The following is a 23,365-nucleotide window of genomic DNA, read 5'->3' on the forward strand; positions in this document are numbered from 1 at the left end:
CCCGCGGAGCGGGATCCTACGCGCTGCGCGCGTAGGAGTGAACCGTCTCGCTGCGCTCGACGGCGGCCCGCGTCGCGGGCCTAGGGATCTCAGGCGCTGCGCGCCTGAGGAGCGAGCCTCGGCGCGCAGCGCCGAGGGGAGCCCGGCGGCAAGCCGCCGGGCAGTGAGTCCGGGCCGCTGCGCGGCCCGGGGTGCCGGCGCAGCGCGCCGAACGGAGGGCCTGGCGGCGAGCCGCCAGGCGAACACCTCCACTGACACTCCGACAGCAACCCCCGGCATGCCCAACCTCACAGCAGAATCCACCAACTACACCTACGACAAGGAGATTTCAGCCTATGCGCGCCTGCACAGAAGGGCTTCCGCTGCGCTCCAGCCCAAACCCCACCCCCACCACAGCTTGAAGGGGAACAGCTTCGCCAAAACCACAGCAACAACAAGACCCAGATGCGTGCCGCGGCCTGGCTCGCCAGCTGAGGCCGCGGTACCCCCACGAGCGGCGACCCCAACCCCGTACAACAGACACACGAACCCAATGCATCACCACACCAGCTGTGTACGAACTGGGTCCGCCCTCACTTCCCGCCTCCCAGACCCCAACCACAGAACAGCAACCCCCAAACCCCCGCAACCAACACCCCGACATCCGGAGGCCACCCCAACCACCCACCGGCATCAACCACGCCTCCCTGTCGATCCCTCCCCAGCCCCGGAGGCCCCGCACTGGAGAACCAGCCCCAACGGTCACCCCAAGGACCGGCGGCGAAGCCGTCGGCCCGCAGCGCAACCCGACTCAGGAGTCGGATCACTTAGCACAGTGGTAGGCACGCCGAATCAGAGCAGAGCCACAGAGGCAAGGTCACACGATCCGGTGGTTGTCGATGGCGACACACCCGCCGTCATCAGCGGCCTGTGCCGAACCACGCGGGAGCGTGGTGGGCAGGGTTCGGGTGGAGCCACCTCTAGTGACACATAAGAGCGTTCCAGGCTGAAACCAGCTTTGACCTGCGGTGATACGAAATCGTTTGTTCTGGATTTCCAGAACAAACTCTGTCTGGGTGTTCTGGAAATCCAGAACAAACGACTCTCTGACCTGACGTGTCATCAGCTGACTGTGAGCCACGGCTTGTTCTGTCTCTCCAGAACAAGTCGGTTTACCTAGTGCTACCGTTCAGGCTGAAACGTTGATCAGCTGGAGGGCTCTGCGGATGGACCAGCTGCCGATCGTCCGCCCCGGCGAGCGCGTTGTTGCGCGATCAGACGGCAAGGGCGGCTTGATCCTGGGCGTGGAAAAGATCAAGGGGCGGGAGTTTGCCGCGAGCGCGGAGTGCAGCGGCTACGTGCTTGACGCCCGACTGCTGATGGACGTGCTCGGCAGCCTCAAGATGCCCGGCTCCTGGTTCCAGGTCTGGTGCAAGCTCGTGGCGCTGCAGAACGCCAACCGCGCCGACGACCAGACTCGGGCCGCTGCCCGAGGCTTCGTGAAGACCAACCAGCGCGACCTCCAGGCCCGCTGCAACCTGTCGGCGTCCTCCGTCAACGAGGCCAGCCAGTTCTTCGCGCACATCGGCTGGATGCGCACCGCCAAACGCGGCGTCCTCCAGCTAAACCCGTGGCTCACGGTGGCCGGCACCTCCGGGGAACAGGAGAAGTGGCAGGCGCTCTGGAACAGCGCGGAGGGCCCGGCCTGCCTCATCCCGCACGCCGACTACCCCACCGAGTGGCGCCAGCTGCGCGAGGCCGAGAAGAAGGCCGCCGAGGCCACCCGTCGTAAAGAGAAGGTCGTCACGATCCGGCAGCGGCGCCCTGTACGCAAGGCGAGCGCATGACCTCGTGCGGCATATCCTCGATACAACGTCCCGACCTGATCGGAAGTGGTGAGGCTCCGTGAGCAGCTCTTACGTCCCCAGCCCTCCCACAGAGGCCCCCGTCACGATCCCCCGTGCCGTCCTGCGCCTGCTGGCCCTGGTCGACGTCTCCACCGCCGGCCGCCGAGTCCTGGACGAACTGCTGTACCTCAGCGACCCGGAGAACGGCACCGCCGCGATCAGCCAGAACGAGATGGCACGCGAGCTGGGTGCCAGCAAGCCGACCGTGAACCGCGGGTTCAGGGAGCTCCGCGAGTGCGGACTCGCCTGGAGCCTGGAAGACGGGCTCTACCAGCTGCACCCCCTGCTCACCGGCGGCGCGGTTTCCTCCCCCGTCATACAGGTCCCAGAGATCAAGGCCGTTGAACCCGGACGCTTCACCGAACAACGCCGGGCCCGGTTCGCGGCCCAAACGGCCAACCTCGCCCCCACCGGCTGAGCGAACCCCACCGAGGCCCGTCCAGCGGTCTCCTGGCCCCGCGAAGACCCCAAGGCGCCACACTCCCCGTGCGGCGCCTTCTTCATGCCCGCCTCACCCAACCCGGTAGCACTAGGTAAACCGGCTTGTTCTGGCGGAGCAGAACAGAAACCTTTCGAGAACCGGGCGACCCGACCCCGCACCCGGCACGAACTCGTCGACATCGGGTAGCCGGAGCCCACGAAGAAGATCGGGAACGAGCAGATCCACCGACTGGTCCCCACCACCATCGCCGTTCCGGACGATCACGGTGCGTGCGAAGGTGGCCCCATGAGTGAGTGGACAGTGCATGGCGCCCGACCCATCTACACAAGCCCCTGGGTCAGCCTCGACCTCGTCGACGTCGAGCCACCCGGACATGATCGATACGAGCACCACCTGATCAAACTCGCCCCGGTCGCCGCCGTAGTCCTCCTCGACGACGCCGATCACGTCCTCCTCATGTGGCGCCACCGCTTCGCCACCGACTCATGGTCATGGGAGATCCCGAGCGGCATCGTCGACGACGGCGAAACACCCGAGGCCGCGGCGCTCCGCGAAGTACTGGAGGAAACCGGATACGAAATCACGCCCGAGCAACTGACCCCGCTCGCCTACAACGAACCCATCGGCGGCATGTGCAACGCACGACACCACATCTACCTCGCCAAAGGAGCCCGGCAAGTAGCCGAACCCATCGACACACACGAAGCCGACCGCATCGAATGGATCGACCTCAACACGATCCAGGACATGATCGACACCCGAAAAATCGTCGCAGGCGTAGCCGTCACCGGCCTGCTCCAACTCCTCGCACGCCACCCGTAACAACAGGCGGCAGAAGGCGGCCTTCGTCGTGCCCGAGGTCAGTCGAGCGGGAGCGCCTGGTGCGCCGCCACGATCGCATCGATCCGCGCGGCCAAGTCGAAATCCGCCACCGTCAGCCGATAACCGGCGTCATGAGTCGTGATCGACGCCCGCAGACTCTCCATCCGCAGGTCAAGGTCAGCATGATGCTGGACCCGCCGCGACCGGTCCGCGATCGTCACGATCGCCGCCACCGCCGCGTGATACCGGATCGGATACGTACGGCTGATCGCATCCCCCTCACGCTCCCACCCCGGCAACCCGCCCAGCCGGGCCGCGATCTCCTCCTCGGACAACGGCACAGGCACGCCCATCATCAACTCCCCTCGATCAGTCGTGCCCCGGAACGGAGTCGCCCCCTGCTCGATCCCCGACGTCGGGGGTCACGCAGGGGGCGAGTTCGCCGTCTCCGGCTACTGTTCCGGTGTCGAGTCAGAACGGAGCCCAGTATGCATGCTCTCCCTCACGACCACACCGGCGCGCGCATCAAGCGATTGCGCCTCCAGTACGGCCTCACCCAGAAGGCCCTCGCCGACCTCTCCCAGATCTCCTACAGCACCATCGTCAAGGCCGAGCAGGGCACCAAGCCCGCCTCGCCGTACACCGTCAGCCGCATCGCCGAGGCACTACGCCTCAGCGTCGCCACCGTCATCGGCCAGCCGTACACCGAGGAACTCCGCGTGGACGAACTCGACGTCCTGATCCGGCCGATCCGCGAGGCCCTGGACGTCTACGACCTCGGCGCCGATCCCGACATCGCTCCGCGCCCGTACGAACTCCTCGCCGCAGACGCCGAATCGCTGCTCGTCGCCGTACGCGCCGGGGAGATCAAGAACGCCGCCAGCCAGCTGCCGGGACTGATCCAGGAAGTGACGACCGCCGCCCACGCCACGCCACGAGACGAGCTGTGGCAGCTCCTCGCGTCCACCTACCGTTCGGCGTACGACGTCTCGTCGAAGCTCGGCTACGGCGACCTGTCCGCCATCGCCCTGGCCCGCCTGGAATGGGCCGCCGAACGCGGATCGTCCGCGGCGTGGGGCGGCATGTTCAGGTACTTCCGCGCTCTGAACTACCTCCGCGAGGGCCAGTACCGGACGGGGCAACGCCTCACCGATCTCGGCCTGCGGATCATCGAGCAGGCTGAGCCCGGCCGGGAACGCGACGTGGTCACCGGGCAGCTGCATCTCGGGGCCGCAGTCATGGCAGCACGCTCCCAGGACGGCAGCCGTGCGGACAGCCACCTCGACGAGGCCGAACGGATCGCAACGGCCACGGGCGAGGCCGTACAGGTGCACTACCTCGCCTTCGGGCCGACGAACGTACAGGTCCACCGAACCAGCGTTCTCGCCGAACTCGACAAGTACGACCGCGCAGCGGAGCAAGGCCGCCAGGTCAGCATCCCGAAGCACTGGCCGGCGTCCCGCCGCTCGCACCACTACGCGGAGCTGGCACGGGCGCAGATGTGGACCGGTGACCTCGAAGGCTCGTTCCAGAACCTGCTGAAGGCCCGGAAGTCGGCACCGCAGCAGGCCCGCTACCACGCCACGGTGCGGGAGACGTACACCGGGCTGGAGGCCGCGCACCGTCAGCTACCGGGCTCCTTCTTGTCGTACGGCACCTGGCTGGGTGTCTGACGCCGTGTCATCCCTTGGCCCCGGCTGTCACCAAGTGGTGGCAGCCGGGGCCTTGTCATGCGTCCACCCTGGTTCCGCATCGGTCGCCGAAACGACAAGGAGAGAGCGGAGCATGGACGAGCAGCCCCAGCACGGCAGGGCCGAAGAAACCGTCGAGGTGAACCTCGGAGCCGCGCTCGCGCAGATGGTCGGACCTGTCGAGAAGCACGCCGAAGAACAAGCCGAGCAGCGCATCTCCTACGCCCTGCACCTCGACAAACACCGCCCGGGCGACGTCGCCCTCGCGCTGCTCATCGACGACCTCATCTCCCACGGCCTGTCCCTGACCTTCGGCGTGAAGGCGATCCCCGAGCGGCAGCGACCCCGCCGGGGCGCCGCCGCGGCCGAGGTGTGGACCGACCTCGTCGAGCGCGGACCGGACTCCGGGCCCCTCGGCACCTGGTCGTACGCCCGCCACCTCGCCCAAGCCGCCCGCGACATGCTCACCACCATCCGCGAACACCGCACCACCAAGCAGCACCCGCCCGTCCACACCCACATGCCGTGACCGAGTTCTGGCGGCAGACGCTGTACGTCCTCATCGCCCTGAACATCCTCGCCGCCCTCGCATACGGCACCACCGGCGAAGACGGCACCCTGCACGAGGACCTCGGCACCCGCGAAGTCCTCGTACAGGGACTGCTCGCGGACCAGAGCGACACCGACCCCGAGGAGTAGTGCACGTGCCGCAGTTCATCGACGACTCGGCCTTCGGCGCCTTCTTCGCCGACTTCGAACACACCGCGTGGCGCCTGGAGACCCGCAGCGGGTACGGCTCCGACCGAGAGGGCCCGAAGTATCGCCACTTCCAGGAGACCGGCACGGTGCCGGACGAGCCCGAGCGACCGTGGTGCGCGAACGTCCGCCGCCAGACGGCCGAGGGCAAGCGGTTCGAGCGCGTCCGCGTCGTCGACCAGCCGCCGACCACCGAGCAGCTGTACCTGCTCGCCTCGGCGGCCACCAACAACGACGCCGAGCGCATCGTCCGCTTCTGCCAGGTCCGGGACGCCGCCTGGCATCACGCGATCCGCCGGGTGGACTTCACGGCGCAGGTGGCCGTCAGAACGTGACCACGGACTTCCAGCAGTCCAGGGAAGCCTCGACCCCGAGCGGGACGCCGCGTCAGTTCGTGAGGAACCTGCTCACCCGGTAGAGCTGGTCGTCGGAGAAGCCCCCGTGGGACTCGGCTCGGGCGATCACCGTGATGCCCACTCCGGTCTTCCGGACGCGGTGGCGGAGGATGCCCGCCTCCGTGTCGCTGTCGAACTCGACGTACGGGTCGAGGGTGTGTCCCGCGGACTCGACGGCGGCCCGCAGGGGCGCGAAGAACGCCGGGCCCGGGTGGGGGCCGTAGGTTGTCGCGAGGGATGGGGGGACGTCGGTGGGGGTGAGGGTTTCGGCGCGGTCGGTGCGGATGACGAAGCCGAAGGGGCGCCAGGTGCCGGCCTGTTCGCCGCGCAGGTGGTGGATCTCGAGCAGGCCGTAGTCCTGGACCAGGCCCAGCGCCGTCTCCCCCACCCACAGCGGCGCGCCGCCGAGGGTCTGCTGCCACTGTTCCGGTGAGCGGTCCAGGCCCGCGCCGAGGACCGTGCCGGTCGTCGCCACGTCGGCCAAGAAGGCGTCCATCACTTCAGAAGTCCAGGTCGAGGTAGTCGATGTCGTTGATCGCCACGTCGGACAGCCCGGTGGCCCGGGTGCCGCCGTCCTGGAAGTAGATGTCGCGGAACCCGTCCGCGATGATCTGGCGCATCTGGTGGTCGGGCGCGTCCTGGTCGCCGGCGTCGAACAGGCGCTGGGCGTACGCCGGGGGCAGGTGGATGGTCAGGCGGCGGAAGCGGCCGTCGTCCGTCGTGCCGATCGGCGCCGTGTAGCCGAACCGGGCCCGCGTCTCCACCGTGATGCCCGTGCTCGTCGCCGCCTGCTTGCGGCGGCGTTTGCGGATCTGCGGCTGCCAGCGGGCCCGTACGGCCGCCTCGATGCGGGCCGCGACCTCCGGCGGCGGGTTCTTGCGGGTGCCCCGGCGGTAGCGGTTGACCGAGTCGGCCGTCACGCCGATCTCCTCGCCGACCTGCCGCGCGGTGAGGTGCTTCAGCAGGAAGTTGATCCGCCCCTTGAGGGTCTTGGGCGGCTCCCTGGTGAAGTGCTCCCGGTCCGCGCGGCCCAGGGCGTCGTCGATCTCACCCATCGGCTACTCCCCTTCGTCCATCACGGCGTCGTGCCCGTCACCCTTGATGTGACGCGCCGGATTGAGTCCCTGCTCCATGAGATCGACCGCCCACAGCATCGGCTGAACCCCTTCCAGCTTCGCCAGGCCCGGGCTCGGCCCGAGGCGGAAGCCGCCCGGCTGCGGCTTGCCCGAGGCCGCGTACGGCAGGAAGTCCAGCGGGCTCGCGCTCGGCGCCGGGTAGACGACGCAGTCCGACAGCACCGCCAAGGGATAAAGCCCCGTCATGCGCGACATGTTCAGCAGCTTGCGGTGCATGTTCACCCGCGCCTTGCTGATCACCGCCGCCCTGATGTCCGGCCGCCACGTCGGCCGTTCCAGGGCCGGCCAGCGCTCCCCCGCCCGGTAGCCGCGGCCCTGCGGACGTTCGCGGAGCTTGCCGATGCCCCCCTTGACCGTCGCCTTGATCGCCGCGAGCACCGCGTTCAACGCCGGATCGACCTGCTTGTGGTGCTCCATCGCCGCCAGGAACTCCGCGTCCGACAGCTCCCGGGTGACCCCGAGGTCCGCGAGCGTGTCGACGTACGCGTTCTTCAGCCGGTCGTGCCACGGGTCGAGGTACGCCCCCGTCTCCCGGCGCAGGAACCCCTCGATCGGGTGCACGTCGTAGCCGAGCTCCTGCGCGTACGCCACGGTGTGCGTCTGGTACCACGCGGGCCCGGTCGGCGCCGTGCCGCTGGGCGTGAACGGGCTGGGCAGGCGCGGGTCGAGCCGTACGTGGGACAGGTCGACCAGCCACGACCCCGGGATCTTCGGGTTGAACACCGGCCCATGGAAGTGGTCGGGCGCCGACAGGCCCACCACCAGGCGCGCCGCGGCCGCGAGGAACGCCGTGTTCAGGTCGAGCCCCACCGCGTACGGCAGCAGGCACTCCTCGTCGCCGAGGGTGTCCACGGCCCGCACCCACTGGTACGCCTCCTCGTCCAGGAAGCCGCCCGTCCAGCCGGAGTCGACCACCACGGGGTGTTCCGGGGTGGCCTCCGGCGGAGCCGGGTCCATCGGTTCGCCGCCCAGGGAGCCGACGTTGTGGCCGCTGAGCCAGTTGCCCGTCTGCCGGTCCTGCACCGCCTTCGTGGGCGGGCGCAGCGCCGTCATCAGTTCCAGGCCGGAGACGGCGGTGGAGCCGCGTGGGGTGATGACCCGCTGCGCGTACACGCCGAGGACGCGGGCGATGTCGGCCGGCTCCATGTCCGGGACGCCGGGCCAGGAGCGGGCGTCGAGCGCGTCCCAGGACAGCACGGCCAGCTGCACGCACTGCCGTTCGCGGCCCTGCGCCTTGCGGTAGATCCGGGCCCAGGGCCCGAATCCGCGCTGGGTGAGCTGCCACTTCGCCTTCACCACCTGCTGCACGACCGGGTGGTCGGCGGGCAGCCGCAGCGAGCGGCGCTGCTCATGGCCTTCGAGGCGTTCGGGCAGCCCCAGGCGGACGGCCGCGCTCGCGGTGAGCACGATCAGCGGGTCGGAGTCCTTGCCGTGGCGGTTGAGGCGCGGTGCGCCGAGACCGGACTCGGCGAGGGTCCACTCGACCAGCTCCGGGACGGTCGTCGCCGGGCAGTCGAGGACGATGCCGCCGGTGGCGTACGCCGTGCCGTCGCCGTCGAGGACCGCGAGCGGGCCGTGCGGGAAGCGGCCGTCCTGGGCGGGGAGGGCGGGGGTAGGCGTCGGCCTGCGCCTGGGGGTGGGGGGATAGGGGCTGGGGGCGGAGCTGGGGGTGGAACTGGCGGGCTTGAGGGTGGGGCTGAGGTTGGGGCTGGTGCCCGTGCCGACGGTGCCGGGGTCGGTGGTCGGGGGGTGCTGGGGGTGGGTGGCTGCGCCCGCACCCGTATCCGCCGCCGTGTCCGGGCCCGTCGTGGTCGGTTCGGCGGGCTCGCGGAGGGCCTGCGGCTGCGCGGGCGGTTCCGCCGCCGCGGTGCTGCGCTGTTTCTCCGCCCAGCCGTTCAGGAGCCGCTGGTACGCCGAGAGGCGCGGCTCCTTCGGCTCGGAGCGGCCGTTCTCCCAGTTCTTCACCGTCTGGGTCGAGGTCTTCAGCGCGGTCGCGAGACGTGCCTGGGTGATGCCGGCGGCCTCGCGCAGCCGGGCGCGTTCGGCCGGGGGCGGGAGCTGCGGCTCCTCCTCCAGCAGCGCGTCCACCGACGCGAACAGCTCTTCCTCAGATGCCATGGTGCTCCCTCCAGTCCGGAGGCTACCAGGGCTTACCCCTGAGTTTTACTCAGGCATTTAACCTGTTCGGGGGTTTTCAGCGCGTCGAGCCAGGAGGTGACGGCGGGGCGGCCGCGAAGCAGTTTCCGGCGTTCGCGCTCGGTCGTACCGCCCCAGACGCCGTGCTCGATCCGGTGGTCGAGGGCGTGGGCGAGGCACTCGGTGCGGACGGCGCAGCCGCCGCAGACGGCCTTGGCCTGGTGCTGGGCGGCGCCTTCCACGAAGAGGTTCTCGGCGTCGGTGGCCCGGCAGGCCGCCTCCCGGACCCAGTCCTGGTGCACGGTGGTCGTCCTCTCCCCCGGGGGTCGTCGCTCGGTGTCCGCGCGCGTCGTCGGTCCTGGTCGGCGCGCGTCGTCGCTTTCGGGCGACCGTACGAGATGCCCGGGGGCGGTGGGGAGGGCGCGGGCCGGGTTCGCTGCACCTTTGGGCGGTCAGCGGGTGGTCACCGGGTGGTCGGGCCGTCGGCGGCCGAGGTCGGCGGCCGGGGACCGTCTGGCACGGTGCGGCCGGTCCGGGCATACTGGGGGCACGCTTTCGCGTACAGGTGCAGAGGGCCCTCGGCAATCCCGCCGGGGCCCTGCTGCTTTCCCGGCCCCGGCGGCCCTTCCCCTCGCTTCTTCCTCGCGTCAGGCGACGGCGTGCAGTCCGCCGGAGGGCCGCTTGGGCGGGCGGCGACTGTACTCGGGGACGACGATCGGCGGCGGGCCGCCGACGGCGAGCTGGTTGCTCATCTCCTGCTTCATCTGGTCCTCGGACGCGTACCCGGCGATCGCGGGGTTCAGCGCGTACCGGTGGCCGCGGCCGTTGCCGGAGCGCAGGACGAGGCCGCGGTCGACGAGCAGGGCCATCGCGCGGCTCATCGAGGACTGCCCGACGCCCAGCACCTCGTCGATCTCGCTCTGCTTCATGTTCACGTCTCCCCCGGCCTCGGAGTGGGCGAACATGACGCTGAGGACGTCGATGGCGGTGGGGGTGAGCTGGAGCCGGTGCAGCAGGCCCAGCAGGGCGGTGGTGGTCATCAGCATGGTGGGTGCCTCCGATCAGCCGACGTCGGACCAGGAAAACAGCGTGAGCGGCCCGCCGAGCTCGTCGGGGAACCTGGACTCCAGTTTGGCAGCTCGCAGCTGGCTGAGGACATCGGCCTGTTCGTCGCCGTTGCCGTTGAACGCCACCCTGGGGTTCAACTGATACGTGCTGCGCTTGACCTTCAGGATCAGATTCATCTCGCAAAGAGATTCGAGCGGTGAACCGATGCTGGTGCGCTGGACGCCGCACTCGTCGGCGAGCTCGGCGTGGGTGGCGTGGATCTGGCCGCGCTTCTGACGGCCGATCATGTTGGACAGGATCGCCCCCTGGAGCGGGGAGATCAGGTGCTGCGTCAGGCACTTGGGCAGGATGTGGCGCAGGAAGTAGTTGCTGACGAGCGAATAGCCGTCCTGCCCCAGGAAGTCGTGCGCCTGGCGGCGGTGGACCGTGGCCTTCAGCTCGACCTCGTGGATGGGCCCCGCGCCGCCGAGGGTCTCCGCGATCATCCGGGCGAGGTCGCTGGTGTCGGCGGGGCCCGCGGGCCGGAGCCGGGGCCTGGCCGGTGCGGAGGCCGGCGCGGGCGTGGGGCCCCGGTGCCGGGTGCGGAACGGTCGAGCTGCTTCGCCCATGCTCATGATCCTTTCGCGTACAGGTGGCTGCACTGTACGGCAAAAGTTGCGGGTAGAAGCATGTTACGCGCCGGAGTCTTGCCTTCATTCGCAAGTTTTTGTCGGTGGCCGCCGACGTTCGTTCCGGGGTCGGTCGGTGAGCCTCGGGGAGACCGGGAGCGGGCCGCGAGCGGATCGGGAGCGGATCAGGGATGGGCCCGGTGGGGGCCTGGAGCAAACGTCGCCACCGAAAGTTGCGTTTGTACGCATGTCTTGAGGTCGCTGTACATGAAACTTGCGGATGCCCGCATGTCTTGACCCCTAATGTGGGCGGCCACCGACATTGGAGGAGCCGTAATGTCGGTGGCCGCCGACATTTGCTTTCGTAAAGCCGCAGGTCAGAGGGGGTTTTTGCGAAAGTCCCTCTTATAAAAGAGAGGCCCGTCGGCAGTCCCGTCCGTCGGCCCCTCTCCCCTGCCCCGATGACGCTGCGCCGTCCTGACCTCAGCCACCGAAAGTCAGCCACGACGATGCGGTGACGCGGTCGCTCACGCACGCGTGTGCCTCGGGCAACCCGCCCCGACAGCAACCACGCTGATACCCAACTTCCCTGGCCGCAGCCGTACAACTCTCCGGTGCCACTCCCCCGTTGCATCTGCGGGCAAGAGCTCCGACCCGGAGCCGCCGAGGCGCTGAGCGCGCTGAGGACCTATCACGGCGTGATAGGTCGAGCGGAGTTCGTAACTTTCCTAACGTGTCGCTGACTGTTTTTGATCTACGGCGTTAGTAGAGTGACGGTCATGACCTCGTCTGACACCAATGGCGACCGGGAGAAGGTCGTCACCAAGCTCACCAGCGGCCTACGGCAGGAGCTCAAGGTCCGTGCCGCGCTGCACGGGCTCGACATGCAGGACGCCGTCGAGCAGGGCATCACCGCCTGGCGGAGCCTCGGTTCGAACCTCACTGCCCTCGACACCGCCGGCTCGGAGACGTACTCCACCTTCCTGCCCGCCGGGCTGTGGGGCGGGTTCCGTGACGACTGCAAGAGCCGGGGCGTCTCCCTCACCCAGGGACTCGCCCAGTCCGTGCGGCTCTGGCTCGACAACAACCCGCTGCCCGAGGTGCGCCGTCCCTCGACCACCCGGCGCATCGTGGTGTGCAACCAGAAGGGCGGGGTCGGCAAGACCGCGATCACCGCGGGCCTCGGCGAAGCCCTCGCCGAGGACCCCGCCCGGCTGATGGCCGTCCGGGTGTCCCGGCACTTCGCCGCCCTGCTCGACGAGGACGAGCGCGCCGAGGACCCGCTGGCCCTGGAGGACCTGCCCGGGCTCGGCCAGCGGGTGCTCCTGGTCGACTTCGACCCCCAGGGACACCTCACCAAGCAGCTCGGCCACGAACCGCTGCCCATGGACGGCGACTCGCTCACCAACCACATGGCCGGCAACCCCAAGGGCGCCCTGAGCGACGTCATCGTCACCGTCGACGAGGAGCGGTTCGGCGACCGGCTGCACCTGCTGCCCGCCTGCACCGACGCCTTCCTCCTGGACGTCCGGCTCGCCTCCGTACGGGCCCGCGAGGCCGCGCTCGAGCGCGCACTCGCCCCCATCGAGGCCGACTTCGACGTCATCCTCATCGACTGCCCGCCCAGCCTCGGCATCAGCATGGACGCCGCCGCCTACTTCGGGCACCGCAGGACCGGCGAGGAGGCGGGCAACTCCGGGGTCCTCATCGTCGTCCAGGCCGAGGACAGCAGCGCCGACGCCTACGGCCTGCTCACCTCCCAGATCGAGGACATGCGCGGCGACCTCGCGCTCGACATCGACTACCTGGGGCTCGTCGTCAACCACTACGACGCCCGCCGCGGTTACATCGCGACCTCCTCGCTCCAGTCCTGGATGGACATAAAGGATCCGCGGGTCGTCGGTGTCATCGGCGACCTCAAGGAACAGAAGGAAGCCGTACGCGCGAAGCGGCCGCTCCTCGCCTACGCACCTCGCTGCGAGCAGTCCGTCGCCCTTCGCGCCCTCGCCCGGGAGATCAGCAAGTGAGCAAGGCGAAGAACCTCGGGACCGGGGCCTCGTTCGCGCAGGCCCGGCCCATCAGCGCGCGCCGCGCGGCGATCGGCGCGGCCACCGGGGCGCCCACCGAAGGCGTCCCCGTCCCCACCGAGCTGCCGCTCACCCAGATCAGCCAGAACCCCGACAACCCCCGCGAGGAGCTGCGCGAGCTCGCCGGACTGGCGGAGAGCATCCGCGAGATCGGCCTCATCAACGCGATCACCGTCGCCACGGTCGACGCGTATCTGGCGGACCGGCCCGAGCGGGCGGGCGAGCTGGACGAGGGCGCGCGCTTCCTCGTCGTCGACGGGCACCGCCGTCTTGAGGCCGCGCGGCTCGCCGGTGCGACGGAGATCCGGGTCAGCGTGAACGACGAACTCGTCGGCACCGACCAGTCGCTCCTGGAGGCGGCGTTCGTCGCCAACGTGCACCGCGACGACATGAACCCGCTGGAGCAGGCGCACGCGCTGAAGCGGCTGGTGGAGTTCTACGGGTCCCAGAGCAAGGCGGCGAAGCGGCTCGGGATCGGGCAGTCGACCATCTCGTCGAAGCTGTCCGTGCTCGACCTCGACGAGGAGTTGCAGGCCGACCTGGTCGCCGGGCGGCGCCGGATCGAGCACGTACGGAACCTGTCGAAGCTGACGGCGGAGGAGCAGCGGGAGAAGGCGGACGCGCGGGCCGAGGCGGGGAGTGGGCGGCAGCGGGGCGTTGTCGCCGGCGGCGCTGGCCTGGGTGAGGGCGCTGGCCTGGGTGAGGGCGCTGGCGTTGGTGGCGGCGAGGAGCTATCACGGCGTGATAATTCCGGCTCCGACGCGGACCTATCACGGCGTGATAATCCGGGCTCCGGGGCCGATCCGGCACCCCGTGATCAGTCGGGCTCCGGGGGCGATCCCGCTCGGCGTGAGCAGCCGGGCTCCGACGCCGACCTATCACGCCGTGATAACTCGGGTGCCGAGGCCGACCTATCACGGCGTGATAGGTCGGACGCCGCCGAGGACGTGCCCGGGCAGCGGACCGAGGTCGGGCAGCTCGCGCCGGGGGAGTCCGGGCTGGTTCCGCTCGCCAAGGTGACAAAGATGCCCTGGCACGACGGGAGTGCCGTCGCCGATCTCGTGGCCCGGAAGATGGACCGCGAACAGCAGGAAGTGCTCTTGCAGCGCTTGCTCTCCGCGCGCTCCGCCGCCCCCACCAACTGACCCCTGGAGCACTCCGCTCCCCCAGGCCGCGTCCGGTATTCCGCCGGACGCGGCCTTCTTGGCAAGTCAGCAATTTGGAAGTAGCTACCCTGCTGCCGGGTTCCTAGCGTGGTCGAAGCGTCACGGAGGACACCCCTCGACTCGACACTCGGCATCCCGGAGAAGGAGCCCGACCATGGACCACGCGCCCGGAGCGCACGGCGGCCACGACATGGGAGGTGCCGTATCGACCCTGGACACCACGGGCGCCCTCCTCTTCATCGGCTGGGCAGCAGCGATGTGGCTCGCCGTCGCCGTACTCGCCTACGCCAACCGCGGGCCGGTACGGCCCTGGCTGTACAAGACCGCCGTCGGCGTCATCGGACTCGGCGTCATCGGACAGATAGGCCACTTCCAGGAGCACGTCCTGCAGGCCGGCTACTGGGTCGCCAACCCGTACTCCCCCGCCTGGATGACGCCGTGGGCGACCGGCCTCGCCAAGGGCATGGGCCAGGTCGACCCGAGCAAGCCCGCCCTCGGCATGGAGATCCTGCACCTCACCGGCAACTTCATCTTCCTCGCCGGACTCGTCGGCATCGTCCAGATCACCCGCCGCGCCACCGGCGCCCTCAAGTCCCGCAAGTGGGCCAAGATGGGCGTCTGGATGCAGGGCATCCACGGCATCGAGCACATCGTCCTGACCGCGTCGGTCGCGCTCGGCGCCAGCCGCGCCATCGGCCTGTCGACCTGGTTCGGCGCGATCGAGCCGGGCCCGGCCCTCGTCACGTACCGCGTGTGGTGGCACTTCGTCGCCAACCTGATCGGCACGATCATCCTCGCCGTCTCCCTCTTCCACCTGTGGAAGGAGAAGAAGGCGGTCAAGGACGGGTACCTGCCCGAGTCCGCGGCCGGTGGCGCCGGTGCGGGTGCCGGTGCCGGTGCGGGTGCTGCCGGTGGCGAGGACTGCGTCCTCGTTCCCGCCGCGTCCCTCGGCACCGCCGACCCGTCCGCTCAGGAAGCGGAGCCCGAGCGTGAGCGGGAGCTCGTGAGCCGCTCGTAGCGCGCGCCGACCGAAGCGTGGGGGAGGGGGTCGCACCCGGAGTGCGGCCCCCTCCCCTTTTCCGTCGTGGGTGCCGTGGCTGCCGTGGTCGTCGTACGGGCCAGCCTCCTCAGCGCCGACAGCAGTTGGTCGCCCAGGACGGCCGCGACGACCAGGCGCTCCGCCGAGCCCGTGCCTCCGGTGGGGGAGCGCAGCAGCTCCAGGTCCGCGGCCGCCGCCCGCTCCGCCGCGTCGGCGTAGGCGTCGAGCCGGTCGGTGAAGTGGTGCTGGTCCAGTTCGCCCAGGGTGTCCAGGACCTCGACCACCCGGGCGAACTCAGGGCTGTCGACGGGCACCTGCCAGCCGCGGCGTTCGGCGAGTGCGTCGACCAGGGCCAGGGTGCGGGGGTTCGCCGCGAGGAGTGCGAGGGGTCCGCCCTGCGGGGCGGGGGCGGTCAGCGCCTCCAGCTCGGCGAGGGGGTCGAGCTCGGGGAGTGGTTTGCGTGGGGCGAGTGGGGCGCGTGGGTCGGGCCGCGCGGGCGAGCTATCACGGCGTGATAGGTCCGGCTCTGCGCCGGGATTATCACGGCGTGATAGGTCGGACCCGACGGCAAGATCATCACGCCGTGATGGGTTCGCCTCCGGGAGGCCCGGATTATCACGCCGTGATAGGTCCGCTGCCCTGGCGCCCGGGCTATCACGCCGTGATAGGTCCGTCGTCCCGACGCCTGAGCTATCACGGCGTGATAGGTCGGCTCCGGCGCTGCGATGATCCCGGCGTGATGGGTGGAGCTCGGTGCCCGAGTTATCACGGCGTGATAGGTCGGACCCGACGCCTGAGCTATCACGGCGTGATAGGTCGGCTCCGGCCCCGCGGCTATCACGGCGTGATAGGTCCGTCCCCACGGCAAGATCATCACGGCGTGACAGGTCCGCTCCGGCCCCCGGATTATCACGGCGTGATAGGTCCGCCCCCTCGTCCAGCACGCTCGCGATCGCCCGGACCTTCGCCACCGACAGGCCGCCGAGTTCCAGCAGCGCCCTGATCAGGCGCAGTCGGTGAAGGTGGTCCTCGGTGTAGCGGGCCTGGTTGGTGCTGGTCAGGTGGCCCGCCGGGAGGAGGCCCTCGCGGATGTAGTACTTGATCGTGGCCGTGGACACGCCACAGGCGCGGCCGAGTTCGCCGATGCGCATGCCCGTTCCGCGCGGGGCCGGGCTCATGGCGCGCCCACCGGGACGCGTTCGCCGTCGTGCTCGGGCAGCCGGGTTCTCTCCTCGGCGCGGCAGCGCCAGCACAGACCTCGTGGTGCCGGGCGGCCGCAGGTTCCGTCGAGGCCCCGGCAGCCGAGGCCGACCGGTACGGCGGGGGCGGGGATCAGGGTCAGTCCGGGGCGGGGGCGGCAGTCCGCGCACAGGCCCGTGTTGCCCCGGAGGTGGGGCCGTTCGCACTCCGGACAGCACTCCACATCGTGGAGTCGGACCTCGGCGGGCGGCTCGGCAGGCGGCTCGGCAGGGGACTGGGCGGGCGGCTCGGCGGCCCTGCGCTCCGCGATCACCTCCTGGCAGGCCCGGCACCTGGCGCCCGTCGACCAGAGCACGCCCGTCTCGCAGTCCGGGTCGGCGCAGCCCCAGCGGGGGAGTGCGACGCCGAGCAGCCAGCGGCCGGGGTCCCGGATGTCGGCGACCAGGGTCCGGGCCAGGCGGTGGGTGAGGCGCGACTGGAGGCGGGGGACCTCGGCTCCGTCGTCCAGCTGCCGGGAGATCTCCTGGCCGATGCGGCGCTGCACGTAGGCGCCCAGTCCGCTGAGCAGGAACCGTACCGGTTCCAGGACGGCGTGCAACCGGGGGCTGAAGGTCAACTGCGGGCCCCGGTACGCCGGCTTGTCGGTGCTTTCGGTGCTTTCGGTGCTTTCGGTGCTGTCGGACGTGGGGGAGCCGGGGGTTTCGCCGCCCGCGCGAAGCGCGCGATCACGCGAGGTCGCGTCGGGGCCAGCCGTTCCGGCAGGCTGCCCGTCGAGTTCGTTCGCGGGCTCGACTACCGGTAGTTCGCCTACGGCGGATGGAAAAAGCGGTGCCTCGTTCTCATGTCGGTAAGTCTTAGTGTCTTCCTCAGTCGCGAGGGATCGGTCATCAGGATCGGAACCGGACCGGTCATCAGGATCGGGAGTCGCGAGGGTCTCCTCGACGGCCTCCTCGACGGGGACGCTGAAGAGGTGGCGCCCCCGTACTCCGGCCCTTCGGTCGACGGAGATCCAGCAGTATTCGGCCAGTTCGTCGATCAGGCGCCCGGCCGCCTCGGTGGTGATCGGACGGCCGACATTGGGCCCTGACCGGTGCAGCAGGTGGCCGGCGAGCTCGCCCTCGGTCAGGGGGATGTTCTGCACGATGGCGAACGAGATGACGGCGTAGGCGCGCAGCAGCCGGGGGCGCAGCCGCTCGCAGGCGACGACGGGCAGCCAGACGAACCGCTCGCTGGGCCGCATCTCGCGGACCCTGCGGCGTGCTGTGGTGCCGGTGCCGCCGCGGAGGGTCCTGCGGCGGCTCTCGGGCAGTTCGACGATGCCGTCGGGGGCCTTGGAGCGCAGCTCCGCGATGCCGCGCTGCACGGTCGAGACCGACAGGCCGAGGTAGCGGGCGAGGGTGGCGAGGCTGGCGGTGCAGCCCTCCGGGCGCAGGCCGAGGGCCTTGAGCTTCATGTAGACGGCGAGGGCGGCGTCGGAGTAGTACGTCGAAGCGACGAGCCTCATCGGCACCTTGACCCGGCCGCGGAGGAGGAGGTCAGGGATGGTCTCACGGATGGCAAGAGCGATTCCCGGCGAAACTTGGCCGGAATCGATGGGGGAGATTTGGCCACGAAAGGTGTGTTCGTGAGCAGAAAGGTCCGCTGAGGGCTGGAGAATCACAGCGTTTTGCTTCATCATGAGGGTGTCTCTCCTCAGAGACGTGTGCGGCTCTACATCGAGATCGGGCTTCATCGAGGTCGAGATCGAGATCGAGCTGTCGATGCCTCTCCCTTCGGGGGGTGGGCGGCCTCTCCCTTCGGGGACAGGTGGCCTCTCTTCGGTGGGTGGTAGGCGACCTCCTCGCTTTCTGGGGCGGTAGGTAGTGAGCCGTTGGTAGCGGCTCTTCTCTTTGGTGGTTCTGGCAGAACCTGATTGGTACGGCTCGGATCTGGGGTGGCACCCAGAACGGGCCTCGCCCGTCGAGTTGGCGCTCGGCGGGCGGTGTTGTGACAACTCCCGGTCCTCAGTGGTGGCTCACTGAGGAGGGGGTGTTGATCGCGTCTCCTGTTATAGCCCTCTTTTCACCCTTCCTTCTCCGATGTGAGTCACCGGCGCTCAGAGCGTGGTGATGTCCATGACCTCCGTCGTGGCGTTGAACGCGAACGTGTCGCCCTGGAGGGCGTTCACACGGATCGAACGGCGGCCGGGGGAAGCATCGTTGTTGTCGACCGGCTCCGCCTCGATCCAGCACGGCTGGTCGAACTCGACGTAGCGGTTGAAGGAGATGTCCATCGAGGTGGGGATCGCGGCGCTGCCCACCGGCTGGGACGCGTGGGCCGCCTGACGGACCGCCTCCAGGAGCAGCATCCCCGGCACATGGTCCACGGCGTGGTCGAACAGGACCGGGTGGCTGGTGTCGACGCGGAGCTGCCAGCGGCGGTTCTCCTCGGTCGGCGACAGGACGATGTCCTGCTGGCGAAGTCTGCCGACGCTGCTGCGCGAGACGGGCTCCGGCGGCTGGGGCGCGGCCGCGAAGATCTCCGGGATGTCGCTGCGTCCGGCACGCATCCGCTGGTAGACGGCGGGGGAGTGACAGCCGAACCGGGTGGTGACCATGGCGACCAGGGAGTCGTTGCGGACGACCTCCAGGTGCATGGTCATCATGGCCGGAAGCTGCTTGTGGTAGCGGATGTCCGAGAACACCGCGTGTATTTGCAGGTCGGCGGGGGTGCGCTCGATGCGCAGGGCCTGTGGGTTGACCGCGAACTGCAGGCGGGACCAGCTGAGCTGGTAGCCGAAGGGGACGTCGTAGGCGACGTGCGTCAACAGTGGGAACGTCTGGCGCACCGTCTCGCAGAGCAGGAGCGGGTCGTGCATGCCGTGCTCGTTCACGTAGAAGCTGTGGCTGCGGGGCCACTGGGCGCTGACGGTGAAGGTGTCCTGGCCGACCTTGTTCCATCCCGTCAGGAACACCTCTGACAGTGCTGCGCGGTGCACGTACTCCTTGGCGACCGTCGTGGTCAGCGCGGGACGTGTCACAACAGGACGTTCCGATGTGATGAGCATGCCTCTCCCCTGGGGCGTGCGTATGTGAAGGGCTCCGGGTCGGTCTTTCGGTTGCTGGAGCCGACTTGTAAAATAAGGGCGTTCGTTTTTTTTGTCGAGAGAGGCAGGTCGAGTCCGATGGACGAGCCGAAGCAGGACCGGGCCGTCAAGACGCGGGAGGCGATTCTGCATGCCGCGGCCGAGGTGTTCGACACCTACGGCTACAGCGGCGCCAGCATCAGCAAGATCATGGAGCGCGCCCAGGTGACGCAGGGTGGGATGTACTTCCACTTCAAGTCGAAGCTCGGCCTGGCGCAGGCGGTGCTGGCCCATCAGCAGGAGTTCGTGCACTTCCCGCCGACCGGTCACGACGGTCTGCAGCTCCTCATCGACCTCAACTTCTTCCTCGCCCGCGAGCTGCAGACCAACGTGGTCTTCCGGGCCAGCGTCCGGCTCGCCGTCGAGCAGGGCGACTTCGGGATGCGGGACGACACGGCCTATCAGGAGTGGGTCGAACAGTTCTACGGACTGCTGGTCGCGGCGCGCGAGAAGGGCGAGCTGCTGCCGGGCGTCGACGAGCGGGAGTTCGCCAACGTCCTCGTCGGCGCCTACAGCGGTATCCAGGTGTTCTCGAACGTCGCCTCCGGGCGCGCCGACCTCCCCTCGCGGCTGCGCTCGATGTGGCGGTACCTGCTGCCGGCGATCGCCACTCCGCAGGCCATCGCCGGGCTCCGATTCCCCCAGGACGCACAGAAGTTCGCAGCGTGAGACCGACCCGTGTGGTGTTGACGGGGGCCACCGGGTTCATCGGATCGGCCGTCTTACGGGAGCTGCGGCGGCTGCGTGAGGAGCGGGGTGCGGCCCTCGTCGTGCGGGCGGTCGGACGGCGGGCGCCCGCCGGTCCGGCCGGTGCCGACGAGTGGGCCGACGCCGACCTGACGGATCCGCGCTCGCTCGCGGGGGTCTGCGCGGGGGCGGACGTGCTGCTGCACCTCGCCGCGCTCGTCGCCGCGGACCAGGAGTCGTGCGCCGCGGTCAACGTACGGGGGACCGAGGCCCTGATGGCGGAGGCCGCGCGCGCCGGGGTGCGGCGGTCGGTGCACCTGTCGACGGCCGCCGTCTACGGCCTCGGGCCGTACCGGGGCATCGCCGTCGACGAGGTCGTGCCCGCGCCGGTCTCCCCGGCGAGCCGGACCCGGCTGGCGGGCGAGGCGTACGCGCTCGCGGCCGGGGCGAGCGTGCTGCGGCCCGGCCTCGTGGTCGGGGCGGGCGACCGGTGGGCCGTGCCCGCGCTCGCCGAACTCCTGGGCGCCGTACCGGCGTTGTGGGACGGCGGGCGGGCGATGCTGTCGCTCGTCGCGGTCGAGGACCTGGCCCGGCTGATCGCGCACGCCGGACTGAGCGGCGCGCTGCCCGGCGGCCGGGTCTGGCACGCCGGTCATCCCGAGCCGGTGAGGCTGGCCGAGCTCGTCGGCGTACTGGCCCGTGCGGGGGTCGTGACGGCGCCGGAGCGCGCGCTGCCGCTGGCGGCGTGCCTGGAGCGACTGCGGGCGTCGGGAACCCGGCTGAGTCCACGTCAGTTCTCGCTGTTCGCCGAGGACTTCTGGTTCGACAGCGAGGAGGTCTGGCGGGTCGCCGGCTGCCCCGCGGGCCCAGGACCGGTGGACCGGCTGGCCGCGGCGGCGCCGTGGTACCGGGACCTGCTCGACGAGGGGCGGGCGGCCTGACATGGCCGCCCGCCCCTTCGTGTCCGCGTGCTCAGCTCGTCGGCGCGGGGCTCTCCGGAGCGCCGGGCTGCTTCGGGACGGTCGCTCCCTCGGCGGAGACGCCCGCGAGGGCCAGTCGCCATACCCGCTTCAGCTGGGCGACCGCGCTCTCGAAGGCGGGGTCGGAACCCATCCGGCTGCGCAGGTACGCCTCGGCGCCGCTGGTCAGGTGTTCCACCAGCGTCGTGACGTCCGCGGGCAGCGCGTCCGTGTGGAGCTGCCCGCTCTCATATGCCCGGTCGAGCAGGCTGCGTACGGTCGGCAGCCAGGCGTCCGACCAGGACTCCGTGCCCGGCCGTTCCCGGCTCAGCCGGATCGCGGACCGCACCGGGGGCTCCTGCTCCATCAGCCGGGTCAGCTCCAGCGTCAGATCGATGACCATGCGCAACGGTGTCATCGGCTCGGCCGCCAGGCGTTCGAGCGTCGCCACCGTCACCGATCTGCCCTCTTCCTGCACGGCGTCGGCCAGATCGGCCTTCGTCGGGAAGTGGAAGGTCACCGCGCCTATCGACATGCCTGCGGCCTTGCTGATGGCCGACAGCGAGGTGCCGTCGTACCCAAGACGGTCGAATTCCTCCGCCGCCGCCTTCATCAGGGCCTGGCGCGTACGCACGGCCCTCTCCTGTTTCACCACACCATCTCCCGAAGAGGGCTGTCTCGTGGGGGACTCACGACCACCTTCCTGTCCAAGGGTTGCCTCTTTCTGTCGGGCCGGACAAGGCCGAGTTGCCCAAGGTGTCTTGGATATCCGCAGGTCACAGCGGTGCGGACGATCAAGCCGCCGAGCGGCGGTGGGACCGACTTGCCGAAGTGCATGCGGCAACTCTCCTGAGTCGCAAAAAAAAGAGGGCGTTCGCTATTATTTTAGCGTGGTCAGCAGCCGCAGGCCGAGAGCAGGGGAGGGAACGAGCCATGACCGTGCACGCTCTGACGACGCATCGCACGCCGGTGCCGGTGTTCGCCGAGAGGATCTTCGAATGCCTGCCCAGGGCTGACCAGCGCCGCTGGGCCCAGACGTACATGCAGGGTCTGCTCACCACGCCGGGCAAGAAGTCGGTGCGGAACCTGGCCGCGGCGGTCTCGGCCTCGCCGGCCGCCTCCCAGTCGCTGCACCAGTTCGTCAACGCCAGCCCCTGGGACTGGATGCCGGTCCGCGCGGAGCTCACCCGGTGGGCCGAGCAGGAGATGGCCCCGCGCGCCTGGGTGATCAGCCAGGCCGTGCTGCGCAAGCGCGGCGAGCACTCCTGCGGTGTGCACCGCCGGTTCCTCGCCTCCACCGGCCGTTCGGTGACCTGCCAGGTCGGCGTCGGGATGTTCCTCTCCTCCTACGACCGCGCGCAGCCCGTCGACTGGCGGCTGCTGCTGCCCGGCTCCTGGGCGAAGGACCCCGAGCGGCGCGAGCGCGCCCGGATCCCCGCCGAGGTCGGCCCGCGCACCGTCGAGCAGCACGCCCTCGACCTCGTCGACACCCTCGCCGACGTCAGCAGGACCACCCCGCTGCCGGTCGTCGCCGACCTCGACGCGCTCGGCGGCACCAGCGCGACCGCCCTGGTGCAGGGCCTGGCGCTGCGCGGCCGTGACTTCGTCGTCGCCGTCCCGGACGCGCTCCAGGTCGCGGTCGGCCGTCACCTGCGGGTGCAGCGTCCGCAAGCGGGCGGCGACGCCCAGGGCCTGGTGCTCGCGGCGCGCAACCTCTTCGAGTTCGACGCGGGCACCCTGACCCGGATGGAGAACGTCGCCTCCTGGGACGGGCGCGGCCGGCACATCACGGTCATGTCCAGCTTCGTGCGGCTGCCGCAGACCGGCCCGGGCGGGGAGCGCATCCACCGCACCTACCGGCTGTTCGCGGTCCGCCCCGACAACGGCCGCCGCCCGGTCCAGCTGTGGCTGACCAGCCTCACCCACGCCCGGATGGAGTCGGTGCTCGCGCTGACCAGGACCCTCGCGCACGCGGGGGAGTCGGTGCGGGAGATGAGCGAGGACTTCGGACTGCTCGACTTCGAGGGCCGGTCCTTCCCGGGCTGGCACCACCACATGACGCTGGTGTCCGCCACGTACGGTTACAACAGCCTGCACCGGGGGCAGCCGCCGACCGGTGGCGGCGAGCGGATGCTGGCGGCCGCCGCCTGACCCGGCGGGCGG

25 protein-coding genes are annotated in these 23,365 nt (G+C 70.0%); 13 read left to right on the forward strand and 12 right to left on the reverse strand.

Going from position 1 to position 23,365, the window contains the following annotated elements:
• Positions 1-856: 856 nt before the first annotated feature.
• Positions 857-1,102 (reverse strand): hypothetical protein, encoded by a 246-nt coding sequence (locus tag ACIPXM_RS31480; RefSeq protein ID WP_401662561.1) that lies wholly within the window; start codon positions 1,100-1,102, stop codon positions 857-859.
• 103 nt (positions 1,103-1,205) lie between these two features.
• Between ACIPXM_RS31480 and ACIPXM_RS31485 the strand changes: the two genes are divergently transcribed.
• From ACIPXM_RS31485 to ACIPXM_RS31495, 3 genes are all read left to right on the forward strand, one after another.
• Positions 1,206-1,826 carry a hypothetical protein gene (locus tag ACIPXM_RS31485; protein WP_401662563.1) on the forward strand — a complete coding sequence of 207 codons (621 nt, stop codon included), beginning with the start codon at positions 1,206-1,208 and terminating at the stop codon, positions 1,824-1,826.
• A 58-nt stretch (positions 1,827-1,884) separates the two neighbouring features.
• Complete coding sequence (locus ACIPXM_RS31490) at positions 1,885-2,304, forward strand: helix-turn-helix domain-containing protein (RefSeq protein ID WP_401662565.1); 420 nt, start codon at positions 1,885-1,887, stop codon at positions 2,302-2,304.
• A gap of 309 nt (positions 2,305-2,613) precedes the next feature.
• Complete coding sequence (locus tag ACIPXM_RS31495; RefSeq protein WP_401662567.1) at positions 2,614-3,150, forward strand: NUDIX hydrolase; 537 nt, start codon at positions 2,614-2,616, stop codon at positions 3,148-3,150.
• Positions 3,151-3,188: 38 nt separating this feature from the next.
• Here ACIPXM_RS31495 and ACIPXM_RS31500 read toward each other — a convergent pair whose 3' ends face one another.
• Positions 3,189-3,506, reverse strand: a complete 318-nt coding sequence (locus ACIPXM_RS31500; protein ID WP_401662569.1) for a 4a-hydroxytetrahydrobiopterin dehydratase — start codon at positions 3,504-3,506, stop codon at positions 3,189-3,191.
• 132 nt (positions 3,507-3,638) lie between these two features.
• Between ACIPXM_RS31500 and ACIPXM_RS31505 the strand changes: the two genes are divergently transcribed.
• From ACIPXM_RS31505 to ACIPXM_RS31520, 4 genes are all read left to right on the forward strand, one after another.
• On the forward strand, positions 3,639-4,823 hold the full coding sequence (locus ACIPXM_RS31505; RefSeq protein WP_401662571.1) for a helix-turn-helix domain-containing protein: 1,185 nt from the start codon (positions 3,639-3,641) through the stop codon (positions 4,821-4,823).
• 112 nt (positions 4,824-4,935) lie between these two features.
• Complete coding sequence (locus ACIPXM_RS31510) at positions 4,936-5,370, forward strand: hypothetical protein (RefSeq protein WP_401662573.1); 435 nt, start codon at positions 4,936-4,938, stop codon at positions 5,368-5,370.
• Positions 5,367-5,540: a hypothetical protein gene (locus tag ACIPXM_RS31515; protein ID WP_401662575.1), complete on the forward strand. Its 174-nt coding sequence runs from the start codon at positions 5,367-5,369 to the stop codon at positions 5,538-5,540. Before ACIPXM_RS31510 ends, ACIPXM_RS31515 begins: the two co-directional genes overlap by 4 nt.
• Positions 5,541-5,545: 5 nt before the next feature.
• The gene (locus ACIPXM_RS31520) at positions 5,546-5,932 is read left to right on the forward strand and encodes a DUF6879 family protein (protein WP_401662577.1); all 387 of its coding nucleotides are present in this window, start codon (positions 5,546-5,548) and stop codon (positions 5,930-5,932) included.
• Between the two features lie 52 nt (positions 5,933-5,984).
• On the opposite strand, the gene ACIPXM_RS31525 is transcribed toward ACIPXM_RS31520, so the two are convergent.
• The 6 genes from ACIPXM_RS31525 to ACIPXM_RS31550 form a co-directional block, all read right to left on the reverse strand.
• Positions 5,985-6,488: a hypothetical protein gene (locus ACIPXM_RS31525; RefSeq protein ID WP_401662579.1), complete on the reverse strand. Its 504-nt coding sequence runs from the start codon at positions 6,486-6,488 to the stop codon at positions 5,985-5,987.
• Positions 6,489-6,492: 4 nt separating this feature from the next.
• On the reverse strand, positions 6,493-7,047 hold the full coding sequence (tpg, locus tag ACIPXM_RS31530; protein WP_401662581.1) for a telomere-protecting terminal protein Tpg: 555 nt from the start codon (positions 7,045-7,047) through the stop codon (positions 6,493-6,495).
• A 3-nt stretch (positions 7,048-7,050) separates the two neighbouring features.
• Complete coding sequence (gene tap, locus ACIPXM_RS31535; protein WP_401662583.1) at positions 7,051-9,246, reverse strand: telomere-associated protein Tap; 2,196 nt, start codon at positions 9,244-9,246, stop codon at positions 7,051-7,053.
• Positions 9,247-9,278: 32 nt separating this feature from the next.
• Positions 9,279-9,566: a WhiB family transcriptional regulator gene (locus ACIPXM_RS31540; protein ID WP_401662585.1), complete on the reverse strand. Its 288-nt coding sequence runs from the start codon at positions 9,564-9,566 to the stop codon at positions 9,279-9,281.
• A gap of 345 nt (positions 9,567-9,911) precedes the next feature.
• On the reverse strand, positions 9,912-10,310 hold the full coding sequence (locus ACIPXM_RS31545) for a hypothetical protein (RefSeq protein WP_401662588.1): 399 nt from the start codon (positions 10,308-10,310) through the stop codon (positions 9,912-9,914).
• A gap of 15 nt (positions 10,311-10,325) precedes the next feature.
• Positions 10,326-10,940, reverse strand: a complete 615-nt coding sequence (locus ACIPXM_RS31550) for a replication/maintenance protein RepL (RefSeq protein ID WP_401662590.1) — start codon at positions 10,938-10,940, stop codon at positions 10,326-10,328.
• A gap of 779 nt (positions 10,941-11,719) precedes the next feature.
• Here ACIPXM_RS31550 and ACIPXM_RS31555 point away from each other — a divergent pair.
• The 3 genes from ACIPXM_RS31555 (at position 11,720) to ACIPXM_RS31565 (ending at position 15,211) form a co-directional block, all read left to right on the forward strand.
• Complete coding sequence (locus ACIPXM_RS31555) at positions 11,720-12,967, forward strand: AAA family ATPase (protein WP_401662592.1); 1,248 nt, start codon at positions 11,720-11,722, stop codon at positions 12,965-12,967.
• Positions 12,964-14,172, forward strand: a complete 1,209-nt coding sequence (locus ACIPXM_RS31560) for a ParB/RepB/Spo0J family partition protein (protein ID WP_401662594.1) — start codon at positions 12,964-12,966, stop codon at positions 14,170-14,172. The genes ACIPXM_RS31555 and ACIPXM_RS31560 overlap by 4 nt, the downstream gene beginning before the upstream one ends.
• A gap of 175 nt (positions 14,173-14,347) precedes the next feature.
• Positions 14,348-15,211, forward strand: a complete 864-nt coding sequence (locus ACIPXM_RS31565) for a DUF6008 family protein (protein WP_401662596.1) — start codon at positions 14,348-14,350, stop codon at positions 15,209-15,211.
• Here ACIPXM_RS31565 and ACIPXM_RS31570 read toward each other — a convergent pair.
• From ACIPXM_RS31570 to ACIPXM_RS31580, 3 genes are all read right to left on the reverse strand, one after another.
• Positions 15,163-16,383, reverse strand: coding sequence for a MerR family transcriptional regulator (locus ACIPXM_RS31570; RefSeq protein WP_401662598.1), 1,221 nt, complete (start codon positions 16,381-16,383; stop codon positions 15,163-15,165). The genes ACIPXM_RS31565 and ACIPXM_RS31570 overlap by 49 nt on opposite strands.
• Positions 16,384-16,406: 23 nt before the next feature.
• Positions 16,407-17,936: a helix-turn-helix domain-containing protein gene (locus ACIPXM_RS31575; protein WP_401662600.1), complete on the reverse strand. Its 1,530-nt coding sequence runs from the start codon at positions 17,934-17,936 to the stop codon at positions 16,407-16,409.
• 591 nt (positions 17,937-18,527) lie between these two features.
• Positions 18,528-19,451, reverse strand: coding sequence for a ScbA/BarX family gamma-butyrolactone biosynthesis protein (locus ACIPXM_RS31580; RefSeq protein WP_401662602.1), 924 nt, complete (start codon positions 19,449-19,451; stop codon positions 18,528-18,530).
• A gap of 144 nt (positions 19,452-19,595) precedes the next feature.
• Here ACIPXM_RS31580 and ACIPXM_RS31585 point away from each other — a divergent pair, with 144 nt between their 5' ends.
• A complete protein-coding gene (locus ACIPXM_RS31585; RefSeq protein WP_401662604.1) occupies positions 19,596-20,225 on the forward strand; it encodes a ScbR family autoregulator-binding transcription factor in 630 nt (209 codons plus the stop codon).
• On the forward strand, positions 20,222-21,184 hold the full coding sequence (locus ACIPXM_RS31590; protein ID WP_401662606.1) for an NAD-dependent epimerase/dehydratase family protein: 963 nt from the start codon (positions 20,222-20,224) through the stop codon (positions 21,182-21,184). The genes ACIPXM_RS31585 and ACIPXM_RS31590 overlap by 4 nt, the downstream gene beginning before the upstream one ends.
• Positions 21,185-21,215: 31 nt before the next feature.
• Here the strand turns inward: ACIPXM_RS31590 and ACIPXM_RS31595 are convergent, their stop codons facing one another.
• The gene (locus ACIPXM_RS31595) at positions 21,216-21,836 is read right to left on the reverse strand and encodes a TetR family transcriptional regulator (protein WP_401662608.1); all 621 of its coding nucleotides are present in this window, start codon (positions 21,834-21,836) and stop codon (positions 21,216-21,218) included.
• A 299-nt stretch (positions 21,837-22,135) separates the two neighbouring features.
• On the opposite strand from ACIPXM_RS31595, the gene ACIPXM_RS31600 reads away from it, so the two are divergent.
• Entirely contained in the window at positions 22,136-23,353 is a 1,218-nt protein-coding gene (locus ACIPXM_RS31600; RefSeq protein ID WP_401662610.1) for an IS701 family transposase, read from the forward strand.
• Positions 23,354-23,365: the final 12 nt, after the last annotated feature.

The organism is Streptomyces sp. NPDC090025, from assembly GCF_044748125.1.
Classification (GTDB): Bacteria; Actinomycetota; Actinomycetes; order Streptomycetales; family Streptomycetaceae; genus Streptomyces.

Bases quoted from the DNA above. Each gene is read 5' to 3' on its own strand.
- ACIPXM_RS31505 (WP_401662571.1), top strand. From the start codon at position 3,639: ATGCATGCTCTCCCTCACGACCACACCGGCGCGCGCATCAAGCGATTG.
- ACIPXM_RS31495 (WP_401662567.1), top strand. From the start codon at position 2,614: ATGAGTGAGTGGACAGTGCATGGCGCCCGACCCATCTACACAAGCCCC.
- ACIPXM_RS31485 (WP_401662563.1), top strand. From the start codon at position 1,206: ATGGACCAGCTGCCGATCGTCCGCCCCGGCGAGCGCGTTGTTGCGCGA.
- ACIPXM_RS31555 (WP_401662592.1), top strand. From the start codon at position 11,720: ATGACCTCGTCTGACACCAATGGCGACCGGGAGAAGGTCGTCACCAAG.
- ACIPXM_RS31480 (WP_401662561.1), bottom strand. From the start codon at position 1,102: ATGACACGTCAGGTCAGAGAGTCGTTTGTTCTGGATTTCCAGAACACC.
- tap (WP_401662583.1), bottom strand. From the start codon at position 9,246: ATGGCATCTGAGGAAGAGCTGTTCGCGTCGGTGGACGCGCTGCTGGAG.
- ACIPXM_RS31600 (WP_401662610.1), top strand. From the start codon at position 22,136: ATGACCGTGCACGCTCTGACGACGCATCGCACGCCGGTGCCGGTGTTC.
- ACIPXM_RS31585 (WP_401662604.1), top strand. From the start codon at position 19,596: ATGGACGAGCCGAAGCAGGACCGGGCCGTCAAGACGCGGGAGGCGATT.
- ACIPXM_RS31500 (WP_401662569.1), bottom strand. From the start codon at position 3,506: ATGATGGGCGTGCCTGTGCCGTTGTCCGAGGAGGAGATCGCGGCCCGG.
- ACIPXM_RS31510 (WP_401662573.1), top strand. From the start codon at position 4,936: ATGGACGAGCAGCCCCAGCACGGCAGGGCCGAAGAAACCGTCGAGGTG.
- tpg (WP_401662581.1), bottom strand. From the start codon at position 7,047: ATGGGTGAGATCGACGACGCCCTGGGCCGCGCGGACCGGGAGCACTTC.
- ACIPXM_RS31550 (WP_401662590.1), bottom strand. From the start codon at position 10,940: ATGGGCGAAGCAGCTCGACCGTTCCGCACCCGGCACCGGGGCCCCACG.
- ACIPXM_RS31545 (WP_401662588.1), bottom strand. From the start codon at position 10,310: ATGCTGATGACCACCACCGCCCTGCTGGGCCTGCTGCACCGGCTCCAG.
- ACIPXM_RS31570 (WP_401662598.1), bottom strand. From the start codon at position 16,383: ATGCGCATCGGCGAACTCGGCCGCGCCTGTGGCGTGTCCACGGCCACG.
- ACIPXM_RS31565 (WP_401662596.1), top strand. From the start codon at position 14,348: ATGGACCACGCGCCCGGAGCGCACGGCGGCCACGACATGGGAGGTGCC.
- ACIPXM_RS31575 (WP_401662600.1), bottom strand. From the start codon at position 17,936: ATGAGGCTCGTCGCTTCGACGTACTACTCCGACGCCGCCCTCGCCGTC.
- ACIPXM_RS31525 (WP_401662579.1), bottom strand. From the start codon at position 6,488: ATGGACGCCTTCTTGGCCGACGTGGCGACGACCGGCACGGTCCTCGGC.